Below are 19,812 nucleotides of genomic sequence, written 5' to 3'. Positions count from 1 at the left end.
CCCGCACAAGGCGGGGCTCTTTGTCGATCGGTCAGGGCTTAGAGGCCAGCGGCAATTCGCAGGGCGTCGGCCTTGTCGGTCTTTTCCCAGGTGAACGCGGTGAAGGTGTCGTCACCGTAGGTCATCTCATAGGGATTGCGACCGAAGTGGCCGTAGGCCGCGGTCGGCTGATACATCGGGTGCAGCAGGTCGAGCATCTTGGTGATCGCGTACGGACGCAGGTCGAAGTGCTCGCGAACCAGCTGGACGATCTTGTCGTCGCTGATCTTGCCGGTGCCGAAGGTGTTGATCGAGATGGAGGTCGGCAGGGCCACGCCGATGGCGTAGGACACCTGGATCTCGCAACGCTCGGCCAGACCGGCGGCAACGATGTTCTTGGCCACGTAACGGCCGGCGTAGGCAGCCGAACGGTCAACCTTGGACGGGTCCTTGCCGGAGAACGCGCCGCCACCGTGACGGGCCATGCCGCCGTAGGAGTCGACGATGATCTTGCGACCGGTCAGACCGCAGTCGCCCACTGGGCCGCCGATCACGAAGTTGCCGGTCGGGTTGATGTGGAACTGGGTGTCCTTGTGCAGCAGTTCGGCCGGCAGCACATGCTTGACGATCAGCTCCATCACGCCTTCGCGCAGGTCGGAGTACTTCACGTCGGGGTTGTGCTGGGTGGACAGCACGATGGCGTCGATGCCGACGACCTTGCCGTTCTCGTAGCGGCAGGTGACCTGGCTCTTGGCATCCGGGCGCAGCCACGGCAGCAGGCCGGACTTGCGGGCTTCGGCCTGACGCTCCACCAGACGGTGGGAGAAGCAGATCGGGGCGGGCATCAGCACGTCGGTTTCATTGCTGGCGTAGCCGAACATCAGGCCTTGGTCACCGGCGCCCTGGTCTTCCGGCTTGGAGCGGTCGACGCCTTGGTTGATGTCCGGGGACTGCTTGCCAATGATGTTCAGGATGCCGCAGGTGGCACCGTCGAAGCCGACGTCGGAGCTGTCGTAGCCGATGTCGATGATGACCTTGCGCACCAACTCTTCCAGGTCGACCCAGGCGGAGGTGGTGACTTCACCGGCGATGATCGCAACGCCGGTCTTGACCAGGGTTTCGCAGGCAACGCGGGCGTGCTTGTCCTGGGCGATGATGGCGTCGAGGACGGCATCGGAAATCTGGTCGGCGATCTTGTCCGGATGGCCTTCGGACACGGATTCGGAGGTAAACAGGGAGTATTCGCTCATCTATCGGTTTTCCTATTCGTTACCGGTGGGTGAGTTCGCTTCGTGAATCCGGTTTGGCGAAGTGCCGAACCTGAATCTGAAAGCCGTTTCGCAAGCCAATGTAGAGGCTCTCGCCGGGCGTGAGCCCCGCGGCATTGGCCCAACGGGCCAGGTCGTCCTGTTCGAAGCCCAACCATAGATCGCCGCAGGCCTCCCTGGCCCAACTCTGGTTGTGGCTGCACAACTCGGTTACCAGCAGGGCGCCACCTGGCTGCACCCGCTGGGCCAATTGTTTCATCGCATCGGCCGGTGCCGCGAAGTGGTGCAGGACCATGTTCAGCACCACGCAGTCGGCGGCCGCCTGCTCGTCATTCAGTGCATCGGCCAGCCGCAGTTCGACGTTGCCGAGGCCTTTTTCGCTGCAGCGCATCCGCGCCAGTTCCAGCATGGCCGGGCTGTTGTCCAGCGCCGTGACCTGGCGGAAACGCCGTGCCAGGTCCGGCAGGAATCCGCCGTCACCAGGTCCGACCTCCAGCGCCGTGGCGCCGGATTCGAAACTCAGTGCGTCGAGCAATGCCAGCACGCTGTCACGGTATTGCGGCAATCCTGCGATCAGGTCTTGCTGCGCCTGGAATTTTTCCGCCGCGCGGGCGAAGAAATCGCGGCTGATCGCTTCGCGCTGCGCATGCACTTCGGCGATGCGCCCGGTGATTTCGGCGGGCAGCTCCAGTTCGTCCACCTCGGCCAGCAGGGCAGCGTGCAACATGCCGCCGACCCGCTCGTTCTGGGCCAGGGCGCGGCGGTAGAAGATCGCGTTGCCTTCGCGGCGGGTGGCCACCAGGCCCGCCTGGGACAGCACCTTGAGGTGATGGCTCATGCCTGATTGGCCGGTGGCGAAGATCTGTGCCAGCTCCAGCACGCCGAACGAGTCGTTGGCCAGTACCCGCAGCACGTTCAAGCGCAGCGGATCGCCGCCGGCCTTGCACAGGGCGGCCAGCTCGTCGCTGTCGTCATGACGGATCTGGGGTACGCGCAGACTCATAGGTGGCGCAGTCTAGCCCCCGACCCCGGGTGTCGCAATGCCAATATCAAAAAGTTTTGATATTGGGTGATCGGCGGTTAGCCGGGTTTTCGCGTCAGTTCGAGGAATGCGGCCGGCGCCGGGCTCAGGCTCTGCCCTGGCCGCCAGAGGGCGTGGAGTTCGCGTTCGATGCGCAGGTCGCGTACCGCCAGGCGCACCAGGCGGCCGCTGGCCAGTTCCGCGCGGACCATGTGCGGCGATAGCCAGGCGATGCCGCGGCCGTCCTGCACCAGGCGTTTCAGCGCTTCGGTGCTGCCGATGGACATCCGTGCGCGTAGTTCAATGCCCCGTTCGCGGTAGGCCTGCTCGACGCTGGCGCGCGTGGCCGAGCCTTGTTCGCGCAGGTAGTGGTCCTGCCCAGCGAGATCCTGGCCACTGAGTTCGCCGTGTCCGGCCAGCAGGTGCGTCGGGCCGACCACTGCCAGCAGGCGGTCGCGGTCCAGCAGGTGGCTGGAAAAGGCCTGGCGGTCGAACTCGCCTTCGACGAAGCCCAGGCTGATGCGGCCATCTTCCAGCTGGGCTGCCACCTCGCGTGTATTGCTGACGGCGAGGTCCACCGCCACGGACGGATGCACCTGGTGGAAGCGTTCGATCAGTTCCGGCAGTAGGTAGCTGCCCAGGGTGGCGCTGGCGCCGAGGCGCAACTCACCGTCATCGAGGCTGGAAAAGCCGCGCAGGTCGCGCTCGGCAGCCGCTTCCAGGGCGAAGATGCGCTGAGCGTATTGCAGCAGGCGCTGGCCGCCCTCGGTCAGGTTGACCCCACGTGGCTGGCGGTCGAACAGGGTGAGGCCGATGCTGGTTTCCAAATCGCGGATTTCCCGGGTTACCGCCGGCTGACTGATGAACAGGCGGCTGGCGCCGGCACTGATGCTGCCGCTCTCGGCGACGGCAAGGAAAACCTTGAGGTGGTGCAGATTCATAAATGAAAGGTATGTAATAGATGCTGAATATGTATTTTTCATATAGCACGGCGCGACCTAGTCTGGCTCGGTCTTTCCCGCCGCGGGATCACCCGACCGGAGTCCACGATGCCACGCCCCTTTACCCGCCTCGCCGAGCCCCTGGCATTCGTCCGTCAGTTCACCCCCAGCTGGTTCGCCGTGACCATGGGCACTGGTGCGCTGGCGTTGGTCGTGACGGCGTTGCCCTGGGGCGGGGAGCCGGAAGCGCGGCTGGCGGAGGCGCTGTGGTTATTCAATGCCGCACTCTTCGTGGTCTTCGCCCTGTTGTTCGTCGCGCGGGTTCTGCTGTTTCGCGACACTGTGCGACCGATGCTGCTTCACCCGGTGCAGTCGATGTTCCTCGGCGCCATCCCCATGGGGCTGGCCACCCTGATCAATGGCCTGGTGCTGCTCGGCGTGCCGCGCTGGGGCGATAAGGCGCTCGCCCTTGCCCATGGGTTGTGGTGGCTGGATGTGATGCTGGCACTGGGTGTCGCCCTGTTGGTGCCTTATTTGATGTTCACCCGGCAGGACCACGCCCTGGAGAAGCTCACGGCGGTCTGGCTGCTGCCCATCGTCGCCCCCGAAGTGGCGGCATCCTCGGCCGGCGTGCTGGCGCCGCACTTGGCGCCGGAGCTGGCGCGGCAGATGCTGGTTGTGGGTTACCTGCTCTGGGGCGTCTCCCTGAGCCTGGCCTTCTCCCTTATCACGCTGGTGATGCTGCGCCTGGCCCTGCACAAATTGCCGGGCAGTGAGTTCGCCGCGACCAGTTGGCTACCGGTCGGCCCGTTAGCCACTGGCTGCCTGGGGCTGCTGAGCATGGGCAAGGCAGTGCCCGCAGCCTTTGCCGGCACGCCGCTGGCAGGCGAGGCGGAACTCGCCCGTGATGTCGGTTTGCTTGGTGGCCTGCTGCTCTGGGGGGCTGCGGCCTGGTGGTTGGTGATGGCACTGTTCTGCACCCGACGCCACTTGCGCCAGGAGATGCGTTTCAACCTTGGCTGGTGGGGGTTCACCTTCCCGCTGGCGGTATTCACCCTGGCCACCTTCGAGTTGCAACGACGCACCGGCCTCGGTTTCTTCGGCCTGGCGGGGGCGGCGCTGGCCCTCGGTCTGGCACTGATCTGGCTGCAAGTGATGGCGCGGACACTGGGCGGACTCTGGCACGGAGAGCTGTTCCAGGCGCCCTGCCTTGCGGCTGCGGGAGGACTTTCGCGCAACTGACCGGCGAACTGCGACCATCTGTGATTGCCCGCGACCTGCCGGCTGGGCGAAAATAGTGGCCTTTTTTCGATTAGCCGTCTATTCAGACCTGCAGGAGATAAGCGATGCCCAGCCGTCGTGAGCGTGCCAATGCCATTCGTGCCCTGAGCATGGATGCTGTGCAGAAAGCCAACAGCGGCCACCCCGGCGCCCCCATGGGAATGGCCGATATCGCCGAAGTGCTCTGGCGGGATTACCTGCAGCACAACCCGAACAACCCCGAATGGCCCAACCGTGACCGCTTCGTGCTGTCCAACGGGCACGGCTCGATGTTGAACTACTCGCTGCTGCACCTGACCGGCTATGACCTCACCATCGAAGACCTGAAAAACTTCCGCCAGCTCGGTAGCCGCACGCCGGGTCACCCGGAATACGGCTATACCGCCGGTGTGGAAACCACCACCGGTCCGCTGGGTCAGGGCATCGCCAACGCCGTTGGCTTCGCCATCGCCGAAAAGACCCTGGCTGCCCAGTTCAACCGTGAAGGCCACAGCATCGTCGACCACAACACCTACGTGTTCCTCGGCGATGGCTGCATGATGGAAGGCATTTCCCATGAAGTCTGCGCACTGGCCGGCACCCTCGGCCTGGGCAAGCTGGTTGCCTTCTACGATGACAACGGCATCTCCATCGATGGCGAAGTCCACGGCTGGTTCACCGACGACACCCCGAAGCGCTTCGAAGCCTACGGCTGGCAGGTGATCCGCAATGTCGACGGCCATGACGCCGACGAGATCAAAACCGCCATCGAGACTGCGCGCAAGTCCAGCGACCGTCCGACCCTGATCTGCTGCAAGACCGTGATCGGCTTCGGTTCGCCGAACAAGCAGGGCAAGGAAGAGTGCCACGGTGCGCCGCTGGGCAATGACGAAATCGCCCTGACCCGCGCTGCGCTGGGCTGGAATCATGCGCCCTTCGAAGTCCCGGCCGACATTTACGCCGAGTGGGACGCCAAGGCTGCCGGTGCCGCCCGTGAGGCCGCGTGGAACGAGCGTTTCGCCGCCTACGCCGCCGCCCATCCGGAACTGGCTGCCGAGTTCCAGCGCCGCATCAAGGGCCAACTGCCGGCCGACTTCTCCGCCAAGGCCGATGCCTACATCGCTGAAGTGGCCGCCAAGGGCGAAACCATCGCCAGCCGCAAGGCCAGCCAGAATGCCCTGAATGCCTTTGGTCCGCTGTTGCCGGAATTCCTCGGTGGCTCGGCTGACTTGGCCGGCTCCAACCTGACCCTGTGGAAAGGCTGCAAGGGTGTGTCCGCTGAGGATGCCTCCGGCAACTACCTGTTCTACGGCGTTCGCGAGTTCGGCATGAGCGCCATCATGAACGGCATCGCCCTGCACGGTGGCTTCATTCCTTACGGCGCCACCTTCCTGGTGTTCATGGAGTACGCCTGCAACGCCGTGCGCATGGCCGCGCTGATGAAGAAGCGCGTGCTGTTCGTCTACACCCACGACTCCATCGGTCTGGGCGAAGACGGTCCGACTCACCAGCCGGTCGAGCAGCTCGCCAGCCTGCGCTGCACCCCGAACCTGAACACCTGGCGTCCGGCCGACGCGGTGGAATCCGCCGTGGCCTGGAAATCCGCCATCGAGCGCAACGACGGCCCAAGCGCGCTGATCTTCTCCCGCCAGAACCTGCCCCACCAGGCGCGAGATGCTGGCCAGATCGCCGGCATCGCCCGCGGTGGCTATGTGCTGAAGGACAGCGATGGTGAGCCGGAGCTGATCCTGATCGCCACCGGTTCCGAAGTCGGTCTGGCCGTTCAGGCCTTCGACAAGCTGACCGCTGCCGGCCGCAAGGTGCGCGTGGTGTCCATGCCGTCCACCAGCCTGTTCGACCAGCAGGACGCCGCCTACAAGCAGGCCGTGCTGCCGGTACAGGTTGGCGCGCGCATCGCCATCGAGGCCGCCCATGCCGACTTCTGGTACAAGTACGTCGGCCTGGAAGGCCGCGTGATCGGCATGACCACCTTCGGTGAGTCGGCCCCGGCTGCCGCGCTGTTCGAGCACTTTGGCTTCACCGTCGACAACATCGTCGGCACCGCCGAAGAGCTGCTGGACGTCTGAGCAGGATGAGTTGAGGCCGCGATACCCATCGGCATGCAGCATGGGTATCGCTGCGCTCCACCCATCCTGCGGTCTGCCCTCCCGCGTTGCGCGGGAGTGGCTTTTCGATCCGAGACCACCCCATGCCTAGCAATCGCCCCTTCAAAGTCGCCCTCAATGGCTACGGCCGTATTGGCCGTTGCGTGCTGCGCGCGCTCCATGAGCGCAGTGGCGGGGCGAGCTTCGAGATCGTCGCGCTGAACGACCTGGCCGACCAGGCCAGCATCGAGTACCTGACCCGCTTCGACTCCACTCACGGCCGCTTCCCCGGAGAAGTGCGTGTGGATGGCGATTGCCTGCATATCAACGGCAACTGCGTGAGGGTGCTGCGCAGCGCCGAACCGGAGGGCATCGACTGGGCCGCCCTCGACGTGGACCTGGTTCTGGAATGCTCCGGCCAGTACACCCATCGCCAACAGGCCGAACGTTTCCTGGCTGCCGGCGCGCCCCGGGTGCTGCTGTCGCAGCCGATGGCCGGCGAGGCGGACATCGACGCCACCATCGTCTATGGCGTCAACCAGGACAGCCTGACCGGTACCGAGAAGCTGGTGTCCAACGCCTCCTGCACCACCAACTGTGGCGTGCCGCTGCTGAAACTTCTCAATGAGTCCGTGGGTCTGGAATACGTCTCCATTACCACCATCCACTCGGCGATGAATGACCAGCCCGTAATCGACGCCTACCACCACGAAGACCTGCGCCGCACCCGCTCCGCCTTCCAGTCGGTGATTCCGGTATCCACCGGACTCGCACGGGGCATCGAGCGCCTGCTGCCGGAACTGACTGGGCGCATCCAGGCCAAGGCCATCCGCGTGCCCACGGTGAATGTGTCCTGCCTGGACATCACCCTGCAGACCGCCCGCGATACCTCGGCCGCCGAGATCAACCGGGTGCTCCGCGAGGCCGCGGAAAGCGGCCCGCTGAAGGGCCTGCTGGCCTACACCGAGTTGCCTCACGCCAGCTGCGATTTCAACCACGATCCCCATTCCGCCATCGTCGATGGCAGCCAGACCCGCGTGTCCGGCCCGCGCCTGGTCAACCTGCTGGCCTGGTTCGACAACGAATGGGGTTTCGCCAACCGTATGCTCGATACCGCAGACCACTATCTGCGGGTTTCTGCTGTTTCTCGTTAACAACCAGCCCCCGTGAAGGACTGACCCCATGACCGTGTTGAAAATGACCGACCTCGACCTCCAGGGTAAGCGCGTACTGATCCGTGAGGATCTCAACGTGCCGGTGAAGGACGGCGTCGTGAAGAGTGATGCGCGCATCCTCGCCTCCCTGCCGACCATCAAGCTGGCACTGGAGAAGGGCGCGGCGGTAATGGTCTGCTCCCACCTGGGCCGTCCCACCGAAGGCGAGTTCTCCGAAGAGAACAGCCTCAAGCCAGTCGCCGACTACCTGAGCAAGGCCCTCGGTCGCGAAGTGCCGCTGGTGGCCGACTACCTCGGTGGCGTTGATGTGCAGCCCGGCCAGGTCGTGCTGTTCGAGAACGTGCGCTTCAACAAGGGCGAGAAGAAGAACGCCGACGAGCTGGCCCAGCAATACGCCGCCTTGTGCGACGTCTTCGTGATGGACGCCTTCGGTACCGCCCACCGCGCCGAGGGTTCGACCCACGGCGTGGCCAAGTTCGCCAAGGTTGCTGCTGCCGGCCCGCTGTTGGCTGCCGAGCTGGATGCACTGGGCAAGGCCCTGGGTAACCCGGCCCGTCCGATGGCCGCCATCGTTGCCGGCTCCAAGGTGTCCACCAAGCTCGATGTGCTGAACTCCCTGTCGCAGATCTGTGATCAGCTGATCGTCGGCGGTGGCATTGCCAACACCTTCCTCGCCGCGGCGGGCTACAAGGTGGGCAAGTCCCTGTACGAGGCTGACCTGGTCGACACCGCCAAGGCCATCGCCGCCAAGGTCAGCGTGCCGCTGCCGGTGGACGTCGTGGTCGCCAAGGAGTTCGCCGAAAGCGCCGCCGCTACCGTCAAGGCCATCGACGATGTTGCCGATGACGACATGATCCTGGACATCGGCCCGCAGACCGCTGCCCAGTTCGCCGAGCTGCTGAAGTCTTCGAAGACCATCCTCTGGAACGGTCCGGTGGGTGTGTTCGAGTTCGACCAGTTCGGCAACGGCACCAAGGTCCTGGCCATGGCCATCGCCGAAAGCCCGGCCTTCTCCATTGCTGGCGGCGGCGACACCCTGGCGGCGATCGACAAGTACGGCGTGAACGAGCAGATCTCCTACATCTCCACCGGCGGTGGCGCATTCCTTGAGTTCGTTGAAGGTAAAGTGCTCCCGGCCGTAGAGGTTCTGGAGCAGCGCGCCAAGTAAAACGACCTAAACCATGGCAGGCACCCGTGGTCCCTTGAAGGGGGATGCAAAGAGGAGTGTCTGCCATGCGCTACGCTGCGATTCTGCTGTTTATAGGTGCCGGATTGCTCGGCTGTTCCGGCGGTAGGCCGTCCAGCACCTGTGAAGTGATGAGCCCGCCCCAGGTGATAATCCCGAGCAATCAGGACGACCAGCGGGTCGAGGCGCAAAGCAGTGGTGACCCCACTGAGAGCAACGAAGGACAACAGCATTGCCCGTGACGGCGCAGTGCCCGGATGGCCGGAGCCATCCCCAAGGAGACGTGGATGAAAGGTTGGTTCGCCCTCGCGGGCTTCGCACTCCTGGCTGGTTGCGCCGGTCAGCAGGCTCCCAGCGACGACTGGACTCGCTGGGTCTGCGACAGCCAGGCCGAAGTGCTCTGGCGCTTTGCCGGCACCGACAAGGAGAGTGTCGATCTGCGCCTGGGCGGCGGCGATATCGTCCATCGCCTGAAACGGGAACCCTCAGGCTCCGGCGCGCTCTACAGCGACGGCAACCTGGCCTTCCACACCAAGGGTGACGAAGGCCTGGTCTACTGGGTGGCTACCGATGATCTGATCGGGCGCGGCTGCAAGGCACTTTGATCCGTTTCTGATTTATCCCGGGGTGGCGGATGACCGCTCCTCTCCGGGAACTTGAACCCGGCCTGCCCCTGCGGCAGGCTTTGTAATTTGACAGCCCACCCACTTGGGAGACTGAAACACCATGGCACTCATCAGCATGCGCCAGATGCTGGATCACGCCGCCGAATTCGGCTACGGCGTACCGGCTTTCAACGTCAACAACCTGGAACAGATGCGCGCCATCATGGAAGCGGCCGACAAGACCGATTCCCCGGTGATCGTGCAGGCTTCCGCCGGTGCCCGCAAATACGCCGGCGCGCCCTTCCTGCGCCACCTGATCCTGGCTGCCATTGAAGAGTTCCCGCACATCCCGGTGTGCATGCACCAGGACCATGGCACCAGCCCTGACGTCTGCCAGCGCTCCATCCAGCTGGGCTTCTCCTCCGTGATGATGGACGGCTCCCTGCGTGAAGACGGCAAGACCCCGTCCGACTACGAATACAACGTCCGCGTTACCCAGCAGACCGTTGCCTTCGCCCACGCCTGCGGCGTGTCCGTGGAAGGCGAACTGGGCTGCCTGGGCTCGCTGGAAACCGGCCAGGCCGGCGAGGAAGACGGCGTTGGCGCCGAAGGCATCCTGGACCACAGCCAGATGCTGACCGACCCGGAAGAGGCCGCCGACTTCGTCAAGAAGACCCAGGTGGACGCCCTGGCGATTGCCATCGGCACCAGCCACGGCGCCTACAAGTTCACCAAGCCGCCGACCGGCGACATCCTCGCCATCGACCGCATCAAGGAAATCCACAAGCGCATCCCCAACACCCACCTAGTGATGCACGGTTCCTCCTCGGTACCGCAGGATTGGCTGGCGATCATCAACGAGTTCGGCGGCGACATTAAGGAAACCTACGGCGTGCCGGTCGAAGAAATCGTCGAGGGCATCAAGTACGGCGTGCGCAAGGTGAACATCGACACCGACCTGCGCCTGGCGTCCACTGGTGCCATCCGTCGTTTCCTGGCCCAGAACCCGGCCGAGTTCGACCCGCGCAAGTACTTCGCCAAGACTGTCGAAGCCATGCGCGACATCTGTATCGCTCGTTACGAAGCCTTCGGCACCGCCGGCAACGCCTCCAAGATCAAGCCGATCTCCCTGGATGGCATGTTCGCGCGCTACGCCAAGGGCGAGCTGGTAGCGAAGGTCAACTGACCCCGCCCGCCTTCACGAAGAGCCCCGCACTGCGGGGCTCTTTCGTATCCGGTAACAGGAGTTTCCGATGCGCCTGCCTCTGATGATGGGTTTCGCCTTGCTGCTCGTGGGGTGTGCCGGCCAGCCGCCGACGGCTCCTGCGCCACCGCCTGAGCCGGATTCCAGCGATCCGCAGCTGTGCCTCGATCGCACCGACTGCACCACCAAGACCTCGCGCACCCTGATGTTCGTCTTCGACTACGCCGAGGCGGGCGGCGCCCTGGTACAGCGCAAAGGTGTCTGGCTGTTCACACCTTCGGCGACGAAACCCTCAGGCTGGCCGTCGCTGAAAATCCGCCTGGCGGACTCGCCCGTCGGGCGCTTCGAGTTCGCCAGCCAGTGCCCGGCAGGGAACTGCCGGATCAGTGAAGCGGACCTGCTCCGGGTCTACCGGAGCTACTTGGCGGGTGAGCCCTGCTTACTGCTGGAGCCTCTGGCATTGGCACGGTGTGTCGAGTCCTCGCCGTCCGCCCCCTCTCCCTGAAAGGGGGCGGGCGGTGAGCGGGTTCACGGCGCCCGATGCTCGATCTTCAGGTTGTAGAAGGTCGCGGCACCGGCTTCGGTCTCGTACCCGGTGTTGTCCTGTACATAGGTTCCGGCCTTGAAGTACAGCGGCTTGGGTGCCCACTCCGTGGAAAGCTGCTGGCTCCACAGATTGCCGTTGACCATCACGCTGAGCAGGCCATTGGGCGAGAGATTGATCACGTAGCTGAAGCGCTGGTTGAGCGGTATGCCGCCGAGCAGCGGGATCACGACGCTGGTTTCGTCATCGGGCGCATTGCGCACCTTGGCCACGATGTTGGCGGTCTGTGTCTTGGTCTTGAACTGGTACTCCAGTTTCAGCATCGGGCTGGTGCTGCCATAGGCGTGGATCTGACCGATGACGATCTTCCCGGTCGAAGGCACCTGGCTCACGCTGAGGTTCGCGCTGAGGTAGTTATCCGTGCTGGGGTAGGTCCAGTTGCGCAGCTTGCCGTCGGCGTGGGTTTCGCGCAGCTCGGTGCGTGGATAGGTTGCGTTCGCGGTGGTAGTGCCATTCACCGGCACCCAGAAGATCAGGCTGTCGGACGTGGACTGGAAATACGGGTCCTGGTAACCGCCTATCAACAGCGGCGTCTCGATGGTGACAGCGGGCACGCCAACGGGGAGGGTCAGGTTCCAGGTAGAGAGGTCGATCATGGCGGAGTTCTCGAAGGCAACTTCCAGTTGGGCGCTGCGAATCCATGTCACACATGTGCAGGACGGCATTCCGGCCATTCGCGCTCGGACCAGAAGTGAAGGGTGCAGATGGCAGTTGCCTGCCGTGTCGTCCGAAGGCGTTTGCGCCGTCTCGCGAGGGTCTTATACGGAGGCGGTGGGGGCGTTGTCAGTTACCGATTGTCGGTATGTTGGCGTCATCAATACGTCGATTTAGAGCTTGGCCAGTATTGCGCTATCGCTTTTTCGGGGCAGTGGGAAACGGCCGGAAATGACCGGCCTTGTTCGATAAGGAGTTTTTCCTGCAGGCCGCGCCGGTTTTTTGAAAGGCTCTGGCGCGGTGCTATCAGCGGTAGGGACGGCGAGCCGGTTGGAGAATCTGCTCGAAAATTGAACTGGGTCGCAAAGCGTCGGCACTGGGATGCGCGGCGCATTGGTCGGCCGGTCCGGCCGTCGCTCGAAGACCTCCCCTCTCAGGTAAACTGTCGCCCCTTTCCACCCTCGACCGCTTTGCCATGAACAGTCTTAAGTACCTCCGCGGCTATCCGGCCAGCCTCCAGGAGCAGGTGGCGCAGATGATCGCCGCCGGACGTCTCGCCGAGTACCTTGAGCGCCGCTATCCGGGCCGCCACGAGGTGCAGAGCGACAAGGCGCTATACAGTTACGCCATGGCCCTGAAGCAGGAACACCTGCGCAACGCCCCGGCGCCGGACAAGGTGCTCTACGACAACAAGCTTGATGTCGTGCACAAGGCCCTGGGGCTGAATACCGCCATTTCGCGGGTGCAAGGCGGCAAGCTCAAGGCGAAGAAGGAAATCCGCGTCGCCTCGCTGTTCAGAGAAGCGGCCCCGGAGTTCCTGCAGATGATCCTGGTCCACGAGCTGGCGCACTTGAAAGAGCGCGACCACACCAAGGCCTTCTACCAACTCTGCGAGCACATGCTGCCCGGCTACCACCAACTTGAGTTCGACCTGCGCGTCTATCTCACCTGGCGTGAGCTGCCCGCCTGACCGGAACTGACACAGGATCAGGCTTCATCGATCCACCGTCGGTACTCGGCTCGAGCGCCGGTGGACATGAAAAGCGATGTCGACCCAACTAGGCTCATGGATAGCAGCTGACTGAGGTCCGCGGGCATGCGTCCGAGTTTTCGCACCCTCTGCGTCATTCTCTGGGTGCTGGGCCTGGTCCCCTTCGCCAACAGCCGTGAATTGCTCGCGGTTGGCACCGAGTTCCCCGGAATCTATGTCCTCGACCCGAAGGGGGAGCCCGGCGGGCTGGGCGTAGACGTGATGCGCGCGATTGCCCGCGAACTTGGCGATGAGGTGCGCTTCGAGATCTACCCCTGGGCTCGCGCGCAGAAGCTGGTGGAGGAGGGTCGCGCCGATGTACTCGTCGGCCCCTACCGCACTGCGGCTCGGGAGCGCCGCTTCCAGTTTGCCGAGCCAGGTTTCTACCGCGACCGCGTGGTCTTCTATGTCCGCAGCGAATCCGGCGTGTCCTGGGATGGCAGTCTGGCCAGTCTGATGGGGCAACGTATCGCCATCATCCATGGCTGGATCTACGGCGAACGCTTCGAAGCCATGCGCGAGCAGCTCGACCTGCACGTCGCGCCGTCGGTCGAGTTGGCCTTCAAACTGCTAATGGCGAATCGGGTCGAACTGGCGGCGAGCAACGAGCGCGATTCCCTGCCGCGCATCGAGGCACTCGGCATCGCCGACAAGGTGCGTCGCCTTGCCCCCGTGATCGATACCCAGATCGGCTATTTCGCCCTGCCCAGGGGCGAATCCCACCGCCAGTTGCGCGAGGACATTGGCCGGGTCGTTCGGCAAATGCGTGCCGATGGTCGCTTGGCAAAGCTCGCCAGGCCCTACGGTGTAACGCTGCCCTGAGCAGGTCGTCCGATCATTTCTCGACGCCCATGGGCGTGGCGGTCGGGCATGGCTACACTGCCGCCACAAGAATCAGGGGGAAGCGGATTGAGCGCAGCAGAGTCGGACTATTCGATCTACCGCAAGGTGGTCACTCAACTGATGAATGGCGAGGAGCAACTGCCCAGCCTGCCAATGATCACCCTGGACATCCGTCGTGCACTGGCCGACCCGAATGTCACCGTAACCCGCTTGAAGCAGGTCATCAGCAAGGACCCGGCCCTCAGCGCGCTGTTGATGAAGCACGCATCCAGCATCATGTTCCGCTCCAGCCAGCCACCCAAGACCCTGGAGGATGTGATTCGCATGCTCGGTCTGCAGGAAGTGGATCGCGTCACCCTGGTGCACAGCCTGAAGAGCCTCTTCACCCTCCACAGTGCCGCCCACAAGCAGCTGTTCATCGGCGTCTGGGGACGACTGACCCGCCAGGCCGCCATCAGCGCGGTACTGGCGCGCCCCCTGGGGTTCTCCTCGCCGGACCATGCGATGCTCGCCAGCCTGCTCTGTGATGTGGGCGAGCTGGCGGTGCTTTCGGCCTTCAAGGACGCCAGCCAGGTGCCGACCCCAGAGGTCTATGCGCGGCTCTGCCGCGAGTACGGCCAGTCGCTCGGCGTGATCGTGCTGCAGAAGTGGTCCGTGGATCAGGGCTACATTGAGATCGTGCGCGGCGCCAGGCGCTGGGACGCCGACAGCGGTGGCCGGCTCGGTCTGATCGACCTGGTGAACCTTGGGCTTTACCACGCCCAGCGCGATGAGGGGCGGACCACCCAGTTGCCGGCCATCGACCAGCTTGTCGCCTACCGAAAACTGGTGCCGCCGCTGGACTCCCTCGACGCCGGCGGCGGCCTGGCCCTGGTGGGTGCCCAGCAGGACGCCATTCAGCGCATGGCCAGCCTGTTGCGCTAGGACGCGCACCTATACTCAGGCGCACCGCTTCCGCTCGGGTGCCCCATGCGCCGACTTCCGCTTGTTTGCTTCAGCTTGTGCCTGGCCTGGGCCCCTGCCGCAATGGCTGCCGAGCAGTGGCGGGTGGCGGTTGCCGAGGTGCCGGGGCTGGCCGAAGCGAACGGCAGCGGGCCGCTGCCAGACCTGCTTAGTGCCCTTGACGAGCAATTGCCGGATATCGAATTCGACCTGCAAATCATCCCTTTCGCCCGCACCTTCCACCTGCTGCAGAACGGCCAGTGCGAATTCCAGGTGCCCTTTCTTGGCAACCTTCCACGCTTGCCGGCTGGATTGCGCTATGGCTCGGGCCGCCTGTGGCAGGTGCGCTTCGGCCTCTTCACCCAGCGTGACAATGCTCTCGGTGTCGCCCAGTTGCTCGATCCGGCGCATGTACTGAGCGCCGAGCGGGTCGCCGCAAGCGGCCTGGCGGCGGGTCAGCAGGCGCAACTGCAACCCTTGTTGGGGCGTAGCTGGCGCCCGGATGAACTACAGGAACAGCTCGCCGCGCCCACCGTGAGCCCGGCCCTGCGCAATCTGGCCTATCCCTACCGGATCGAGACCGACCGCGCCCATGCACCCTGGCTGGGCTTTCCGGCGTTGTCCGGCAACAGCATCGAGAGTAGCCTGCAGAAGCTGGTGCGCGGCCGCATTGACGGTTACGTCTTCGCCGTAAACGAGACCGAACACGAGATCGACCGCCTGGGCCTGCGCGAGCAGCTCCGCGCCCAGGAATTCGGCCTGTATCCAGTGCGCTGGTTGGTACCCGACAACTCCCGTGGCGCCTACGTGGACCAGCGCCTGGCCGATGCCCTGCGACAACTTCAGGCGCAGCCAGGCTTCCAGCGATTGCAGGCACCGCTGGACAAGCCGTCCAGCGACTGGAAACCCTGGCCTTGATACAGCCAGGCGACATCCTGAGTCGAGATCAGGACCGTCCCCTTCTGCGGGATGGCACAAAGCTACTATTCTCCAGCGGCTGACTCCCCGGCCGGGGAGGCTTCCACCACATAAGAATGGCCGGACACTTCGCCCGGGAGATCGCCGCCCGCCTGGCAAGGATGACCGGAAGCAGACGAGGGGTCGCGATGACAGCTTTGCTCACGCCGGGGGTGCGTCTACTCGAGCGCTTCAGTTTCGCCCGCAAGTTCCAGTTGCTTTTCCTCCTGTTCATATTGCCCTTGGGCTATGCCCTGTCGGTGATAGTCGGCGACTACCGTGAACGCCTTGGCGTGGTGGACAACGAACTGAGTGGCCTGCGCGTGGTGGAAGCGCTGTCTGCCGTGCAGCAGGAGCTGGATAGCCAACGCTTCCTGCTGGCGCGTTTGAAGGGTGGCGATGACAGTGCCCGGCCCCTGCTGGAGCAGCGCGCTCAAGCACTGGAGAAGACGCTGGCGCAGGTGACCGCCCAGATGAAGGTAGAGGGCATCGGCGGACAGAGCCAGGTACTGTTCGACGAACTCCAGGGACGTTCCGGCCAGGTCCGTCTGGAGAGCGTACTGGGCCTTGCACTGCCGGATGCGCTGGAGCGCTACCAGGGTATGTTGCAAGTGCTCCAGGCCGTGCGCGAGCAAGTCGCAACCGATTCCGGGCTGATCCTCGATCCCTGGCTCGACACCTACCTGATGATGGACCAGATGACCAGTGTGCAGCCGCGCCTGCAGGAGACCCTCGGTAGCTTCGCCAGCAATGGTCACGGCGCTCTGGTGGCGCAGCATTTCACCCTGCAGAGCCGTGTGGCCCTGCGCGACCTGCGCCGCGCGCTGGGCGACACCGCTCGCCAGCTACGCAAGGCCCGCAATGCCCTGGCCCAGGCGCCGGGCGACATGAGTGACCTGGAAGGGCCGTTCGCCGCGGCGGACGAGGGCATGGCCAACTTCCTCGCCCAGGTGGACAAGCAGGTCTTCGAATCGACGCCCTTCAGCCTGACTCCGGCCCAGTTCGTCAGTCTGACCGAAGGCCTGAGCGGACGCCTGCAAAGCCTGCAACAGGCGCTGGCTACGCGCATGGCGTCACGCCTGGGCGAGTACCGTGACCAAGCGCTGGGCAGCATGGCCGAAGTGATCGGCGGATTCACCGTCCTGACGCTGCTGGCGCTGTACATGCTCTTGTGCCTGAACCAGTCGATCCGCCGGGGTACTGCGAGCATCACTGAGGCCGCCGAAGGGCTGCGTGGCGGCGACTTGCGCGTCACGGCGCGAGTCCATGGCCGCGATGACCTGGCGGGCATCGCCGAAGCCCTGAACGCCGCCCTGGCGCAGTTGCGCGAATCCCTGCTGGGGGTCAATCGCGAGAGCGAGCAGTTGGGCGGTACGGTCGAGCAGCTCAGTAGTCAGGCGCGGGACACCCTGGTATCGGTGGAGCAGCAGCAGGGCCAGGTCAGCCAGATTGCCGCCGCGGCCAATCAGTTGGCCGCTACCGCCCAGAGCGTCGCGCAAAGCTGCGAGGACGCCGCCCGCGATGCACTGCACACCCGCGAGATCGCCATGCAGAGCAACCAGCGCAGTGCGCGCACCAGCGCCAGCATGAACCAGCTCAGCAACAGCTTGGGCAACAGCGTCGCCGCGCTCCAGCAACTGCGCGATCAGACACAGCAGATCAACCAGGTGGTCGATGTGATCAAGGGCATCGCCGAGCAGACCAACTTGCTGGCGCTGAACGCCGCCATCGAAGCGGCTCGGGCCGGTGAGCAGGGACGAGGGTTTGCCGTGGTCGCCGACGAGGTGCGCAACCTGTCCCGGCGAACCCAGGATTCCACCAGCGAAATCGGCCAGACGGTCAGTGCCCTGCAGTCGGTGGTGGGCGAGACCGTGGCACAGATCGAGGCAGCCTTCGGCCAGGCCGCGGCGGATGTCGATAACGTCCTGGCCATGGGGGCCGACCTGTCCGGCATCGCCGAGGCAGTGCAGCGGGTCAGCGACCGCCTGGCCCAGATCGCCACGGCTTCCGAGCAACAGGCCGCCACGGCGGACGAGGTGAGTGGCAGCATCCAGCAGGTGGACCAGGCCGCCAATCTGCTGCTGCAGGGGGCTCAGTCGGTACAGGTGGCTGCCGTGCAACTGCAGCAGGGCAGCCAGGCCCTGAGCCAGAACACCGGTCGCTTCCGCCTCGCCTGAGGCGGCGACCGGCGTTTGTTGGGGCTAGACCTTCCAGAAGGGTTTCAGGGCTTCTTCCAGCGCCTGTGCACGGTTGAGGCCGATATCCTTCAGGGCGTGCTCGTCCAGCTCCAGCAACTGGCGGCGGGTATGCAAACGCATCCAGAAGCGGCTCCAGAAGTTACCTGACCGGGCCGGTGCCAGGGAGACAGGGGTGCGCTGCTCTTGTTCCAGTTCCCGTGCTTGGAGAGTCAGGCGTACATCGCTCAGGCCGTTCATCATTGCGTTCCTCATGCCCTGTGGTGGATCGGGGTGGAACCATGATGTCCGTCGGGAGAATCTCAATACAGATTCACGATCTGTATATTTTTTAAATACAGATTGCGTGGTTTCCTATCTGAATCCTGTATTTCCGAATCATCTGTACTGGTTCTGATGCGGGTTCGGATAGATCCTGGAGACTGTCATGAAGCTCTATATCAAGCTGGCCGAGACCCTTGGCGAACGCATCGAGCAAGGCTACTACCGCCCCGGCGACCGCCTGCCTTCAGTGCGCGCCCTGAGCCTGGAGCACGGCGTAAGCCTGAGTACGGTGCAGCAGGCCTACCGGATTCTTGAAGACAGCGGTCTGGCCGAGCCCCGGCCGAAGTCTGGCTACTTCGTCCCGCCACGCCGGCAGACGCCTGCCTTGCCCGCGGTGAGCCGGGCCCCGCAGCGACCGGTGGACGTGTCCCAGTGGAACGATGTGCTGGACCTGATCAAGCGCAGCGCCAAGGACAACGTGCTGCAGCTCGGCCGCGGCATGCCGGACATTTCCAGTCCGACGCTCAAACCCTTGCTGCGCAGCCTCGGCCAGATCAGCCGACGCCAGGACGGCAGCGGCCTGTACTACGACAGCATCTACGGCACCCAGGCCCTGCGCGAACAAGTGGCGCGGTTGGCGCTGGATTCGGGCTGCCAGCTGTCTGCCGACGACGTTGTCATCACCACCGGCTGTCACGAGGCGCTGTCGGTGGCGATTCGCTCGACCTGCGAGCCCGGTGACATCGTCGCGGTGGACTCGCCCAGCTTCCACGGCGCCATGCAGACGCTCAAGGGCTTCGGCATGAAGGCTCTGGAACTGCCGACTGACCCACTCAACGGCATCAGCCTGGAGGCGCTGGAGATGGCCCTGGAACAGTGGCCGATCAAGCTGATCCAGCTCACGCCCAACTGCAACAACCCACTCGGCTACATCATGCCGGAGGCGCGCAAACGCGCCCTGGTGACCCTGGCCCAGCGCTATGACGTGCCGATCCTGGAGGATGATGTCTACGGCGACCTCGCCTACCAGTACCCGCGCCCGCGCACCATCAAGTCATTCGACGACGACGGCCGCGTGCTGCTCTGCAGTTCGTTCTCCAAGACCGTGGCACCGGGTATCCGCGTCGGCTGGATCGCCCCCGGCCGCTATCTCGACCGGGTGCTGCACATGAAGTACATCTCCACCGGCGCGACCGCCACCCAGCCGCAGCTGGCGCTGGCCGACTTCGTCGGCAATGGCCACTACGAACCTCACCTGCGGCGCATGCGCAGCCAGTACCAGCACAGCCGCGACCAGATGATCGACTGGGTGATGCGCTACTTCCCCGAAGGCACCCGCGCTAGCCGTCCCCAGGGCAGCTTCATGCTCTGGGTTGAACTGCCCGAGGATTTCGACACCCTGCGCCTGAACCGCGCGCTGCTGCCCAAGGGCGTGCAGATCGCTGCCGGCAGCATCTTCTCCGCTTCCGGCAAGTACCGGAACTGCCTGCGGATGAACTACTCCTCCAAGCCGACCCCGGCGATCGAGGCGGCGGTGCGGACGGTGGGGGAGACGGTAAGAGAGTTGATGGGGGCGTAG

Annotated in this window: 19 protein-coding genes; 14 read left to right on the top strand and 5 right to left on the bottom strand. The window is 64.4% G+C overall.

The window, feature by feature from the left end:
• Positions 1–38: 38 nt before the first annotated feature.
• From metK to E8F20_RS10565, 3 genes are all read right to left on the bottom strand, one after another.
• Positions 39–1,229, bottom strand: a complete 1,191-nt coding sequence (gene metK, locus E8F20_RS10575; protein WP_280283680.1) for a methionine adenosyltransferase — start codon at positions 1,227–1,229, stop codon at positions 39–41.
• A gap of 19 nt (positions 1,230–1,248) precedes the next feature.
• Positions 1,249–2,250 (bottom strand): metalloregulator ArsR/SmtB family transcription factor, encoded by a 1,002-nt coding sequence (locus E8F20_RS10570; protein ID WP_280283679.1) that lies wholly within the window; start codon positions 2,248–2,250, stop codon positions 1,249–1,251.
• A 77-nt stretch (positions 2,251–2,327) separates the two neighbouring features.
• A complete protein-coding gene (locus E8F20_RS10565) occupies positions 2,328–3,209 on the bottom strand; it encodes a LysR substrate-binding domain-containing protein (protein ID WP_280283678.1) in 882 nt (293 codons plus the stop codon).
• Between the two features lie 108 nt (positions 3,210–3,317).
• Between E8F20_RS10565 and E8F20_RS10560 the strand changes: the two genes are divergently transcribed.
• From E8F20_RS10560 to E8F20_RS10525, 8 genes are all read left to right on the top strand, one after another.
• A complete protein-coding gene (locus E8F20_RS10560) occupies positions 3,318–4,451 on the top strand; it encodes a TDT family transporter (RefSeq protein ID WP_280283677.1) in 1,134 nt (377 codons plus the stop codon).
• A 104-nt stretch (positions 4,452–4,555) separates the two neighbouring features.
• The gene (gene tkt / locus E8F20_RS10555; RefSeq protein ID WP_280283676.1) at positions 4,556–6,556 is read left to right on the top strand and encodes a transketolase; all 2,001 of its coding nucleotides are present in this window, start codon (positions 4,556–4,558) and stop codon (positions 6,554–6,556) included.
• 122 nt (positions 6,557–6,678) lie between these two features.
• A complete protein-coding gene (epd, locus tag E8F20_RS10550; RefSeq protein WP_280283675.1) occupies positions 6,679–7,728 on the top strand; it encodes an erythrose-4-phosphate dehydrogenase in 1,050 nt (349 codons plus the stop codon).
• Positions 7,729–7,756: 28 nt separating this feature from the next.
• On the top strand, positions 7,757–8,917 hold the full coding sequence (locus E8F20_RS10545; RefSeq protein WP_280283674.1) for a phosphoglycerate kinase: 1,161 nt from the start codon (positions 7,757–7,759) through the stop codon (positions 8,915–8,917).
• 65 nt (positions 8,918–8,982) lie between these two features.
• Positions 8,983–9,177 carry a hypothetical protein gene (locus tag E8F20_RS10540; RefSeq protein ID WP_280283673.1) on the top strand — a complete coding sequence of 65 codons (195 nt, stop codon included), beginning with the start codon at positions 8,983–8,985 and terminating at the stop codon, positions 9,175–9,177.
• A 45-nt stretch (positions 9,178–9,222) separates the two neighbouring features.
• Positions 9,223–9,540 (top strand): MliC family protein, encoded by a 318-nt coding sequence (locus tag E8F20_RS10535; RefSeq protein WP_280283672.1) that lies wholly within the window; start codon positions 9,223–9,225, stop codon positions 9,538–9,540.
• A 121-nt stretch (positions 9,541–9,661) separates the two neighbouring features.
• Complete coding sequence (gene fba / locus E8F20_RS10530) at positions 9,662–10,726, top strand: class II fructose-bisphosphate aldolase (RefSeq protein ID WP_280283671.1); 1,065 nt, start codon at positions 9,662–9,664, stop codon at positions 10,724–10,726.
• A gap of 67 nt (positions 10,727–10,793) precedes the next feature.
• On the top strand, positions 10,794–11,249 hold the full coding sequence (locus E8F20_RS10525) for a hypothetical protein (protein ID WP_280283670.1): 456 nt from the start codon (positions 10,794–10,796) through the stop codon (positions 11,247–11,249).
• Between the two features lie 23 nt (positions 11,250–11,272).
• Here E8F20_RS10525 and E8F20_RS10520 read toward each other — a convergent pair whose 3' ends face one another.
• Positions 11,273–11,944: a polysaccharide lyase family 7 protein gene (locus tag E8F20_RS10520; protein ID WP_280283720.1), complete on the bottom strand. Its 672-nt coding sequence runs from the start codon at positions 11,942–11,944 to the stop codon at positions 11,273–11,275.
• Between the two features lie 533 nt (positions 11,945–12,477).
• On the opposite strand from E8F20_RS10520, the gene E8F20_RS10515 reads away from it, so the two are divergent.
• The 5 genes from E8F20_RS10515 (at position 12,478) to E8F20_RS10495 (ending at position 17,951) form a co-directional block, all read left to right on the top strand.
• Positions 12,478–12,972, top strand: coding sequence for a M48 family metallopeptidase (locus tag E8F20_RS10515; protein WP_280283669.1), 495 nt, complete (start codon positions 12,478–12,480; stop codon positions 12,970–12,972).
• Positions 12,973–13,098: 126 nt separating this feature from the next.
• Positions 13,099–13,854, top strand: coding sequence for a transporter substrate-binding domain-containing protein (locus E8F20_RS10510; RefSeq protein WP_280283668.1), 756 nt, complete (start codon positions 13,099–13,101; stop codon positions 13,852–13,854).
• Positions 13,855–13,941: 87 nt separating this feature from the next.
• Positions 13,942–14,799 (top strand): HDOD domain-containing protein, encoded by an 858-nt coding sequence (locus tag E8F20_RS10505; RefSeq protein ID WP_280283667.1) that lies wholly within the window; start codon positions 13,942–13,944, stop codon positions 14,797–14,799.
• Between the two features lie 45 nt (positions 14,800–14,844).
• A complete protein-coding gene (locus E8F20_RS10500; RefSeq protein WP_280283666.1) occupies positions 14,845–15,735 on the top strand; it encodes a hypothetical protein in 891 nt (296 codons plus the stop codon).
• Positions 15,736–15,923: 188 nt separating this feature from the next.
• Positions 15,924–17,951, top strand: coding sequence for a methyl-accepting chemotaxis protein (locus E8F20_RS10495; RefSeq protein WP_280283665.1), 2,028 nt, complete (start codon positions 15,924–15,926; stop codon positions 17,949–17,951).
• A gap of 24 nt (positions 17,952–17,975) precedes the next feature.
• Here E8F20_RS10495 and E8F20_RS10490 read toward each other — a convergent pair whose 3' ends face one another.
• Positions 17,976–18,209 carry a DUF1127 domain-containing protein gene (locus E8F20_RS10490; RefSeq protein WP_280283719.1) on the bottom strand — a complete coding sequence of 78 codons (234 nt, stop codon included), beginning with the start codon at positions 18,207–18,209 and terminating at the stop codon, positions 17,976–17,978.
• A 187-nt stretch (positions 18,210–18,396) separates the two neighbouring features.
• Between E8F20_RS10490 and E8F20_RS10485 the strand changes: the two genes are divergently transcribed.
• The gene (locus E8F20_RS10485) at positions 18,397–19,812 is read left to right on the top strand and encodes a PLP-dependent aminotransferase family protein (protein WP_280283664.1); all 1,416 of its coding nucleotides are present in this window, start codon (positions 18,397–18,399) and stop codon (positions 19,810–19,812) included.

Source organism: Pseudomonas sp. BN415, from assembly GCF_029871195.1.
Taxonomy (GTDB): Bacteria; Pseudomonadota; Gammaproteobacteria; order Pseudomonadales; family Pseudomonadaceae; genus Metapseudomonas; species Metapseudomonas resinovorans.
Note: the sequence above shows the minus strand (reverse complement) of the source record. Positions and strands in the feature narration are given on the sequence as shown.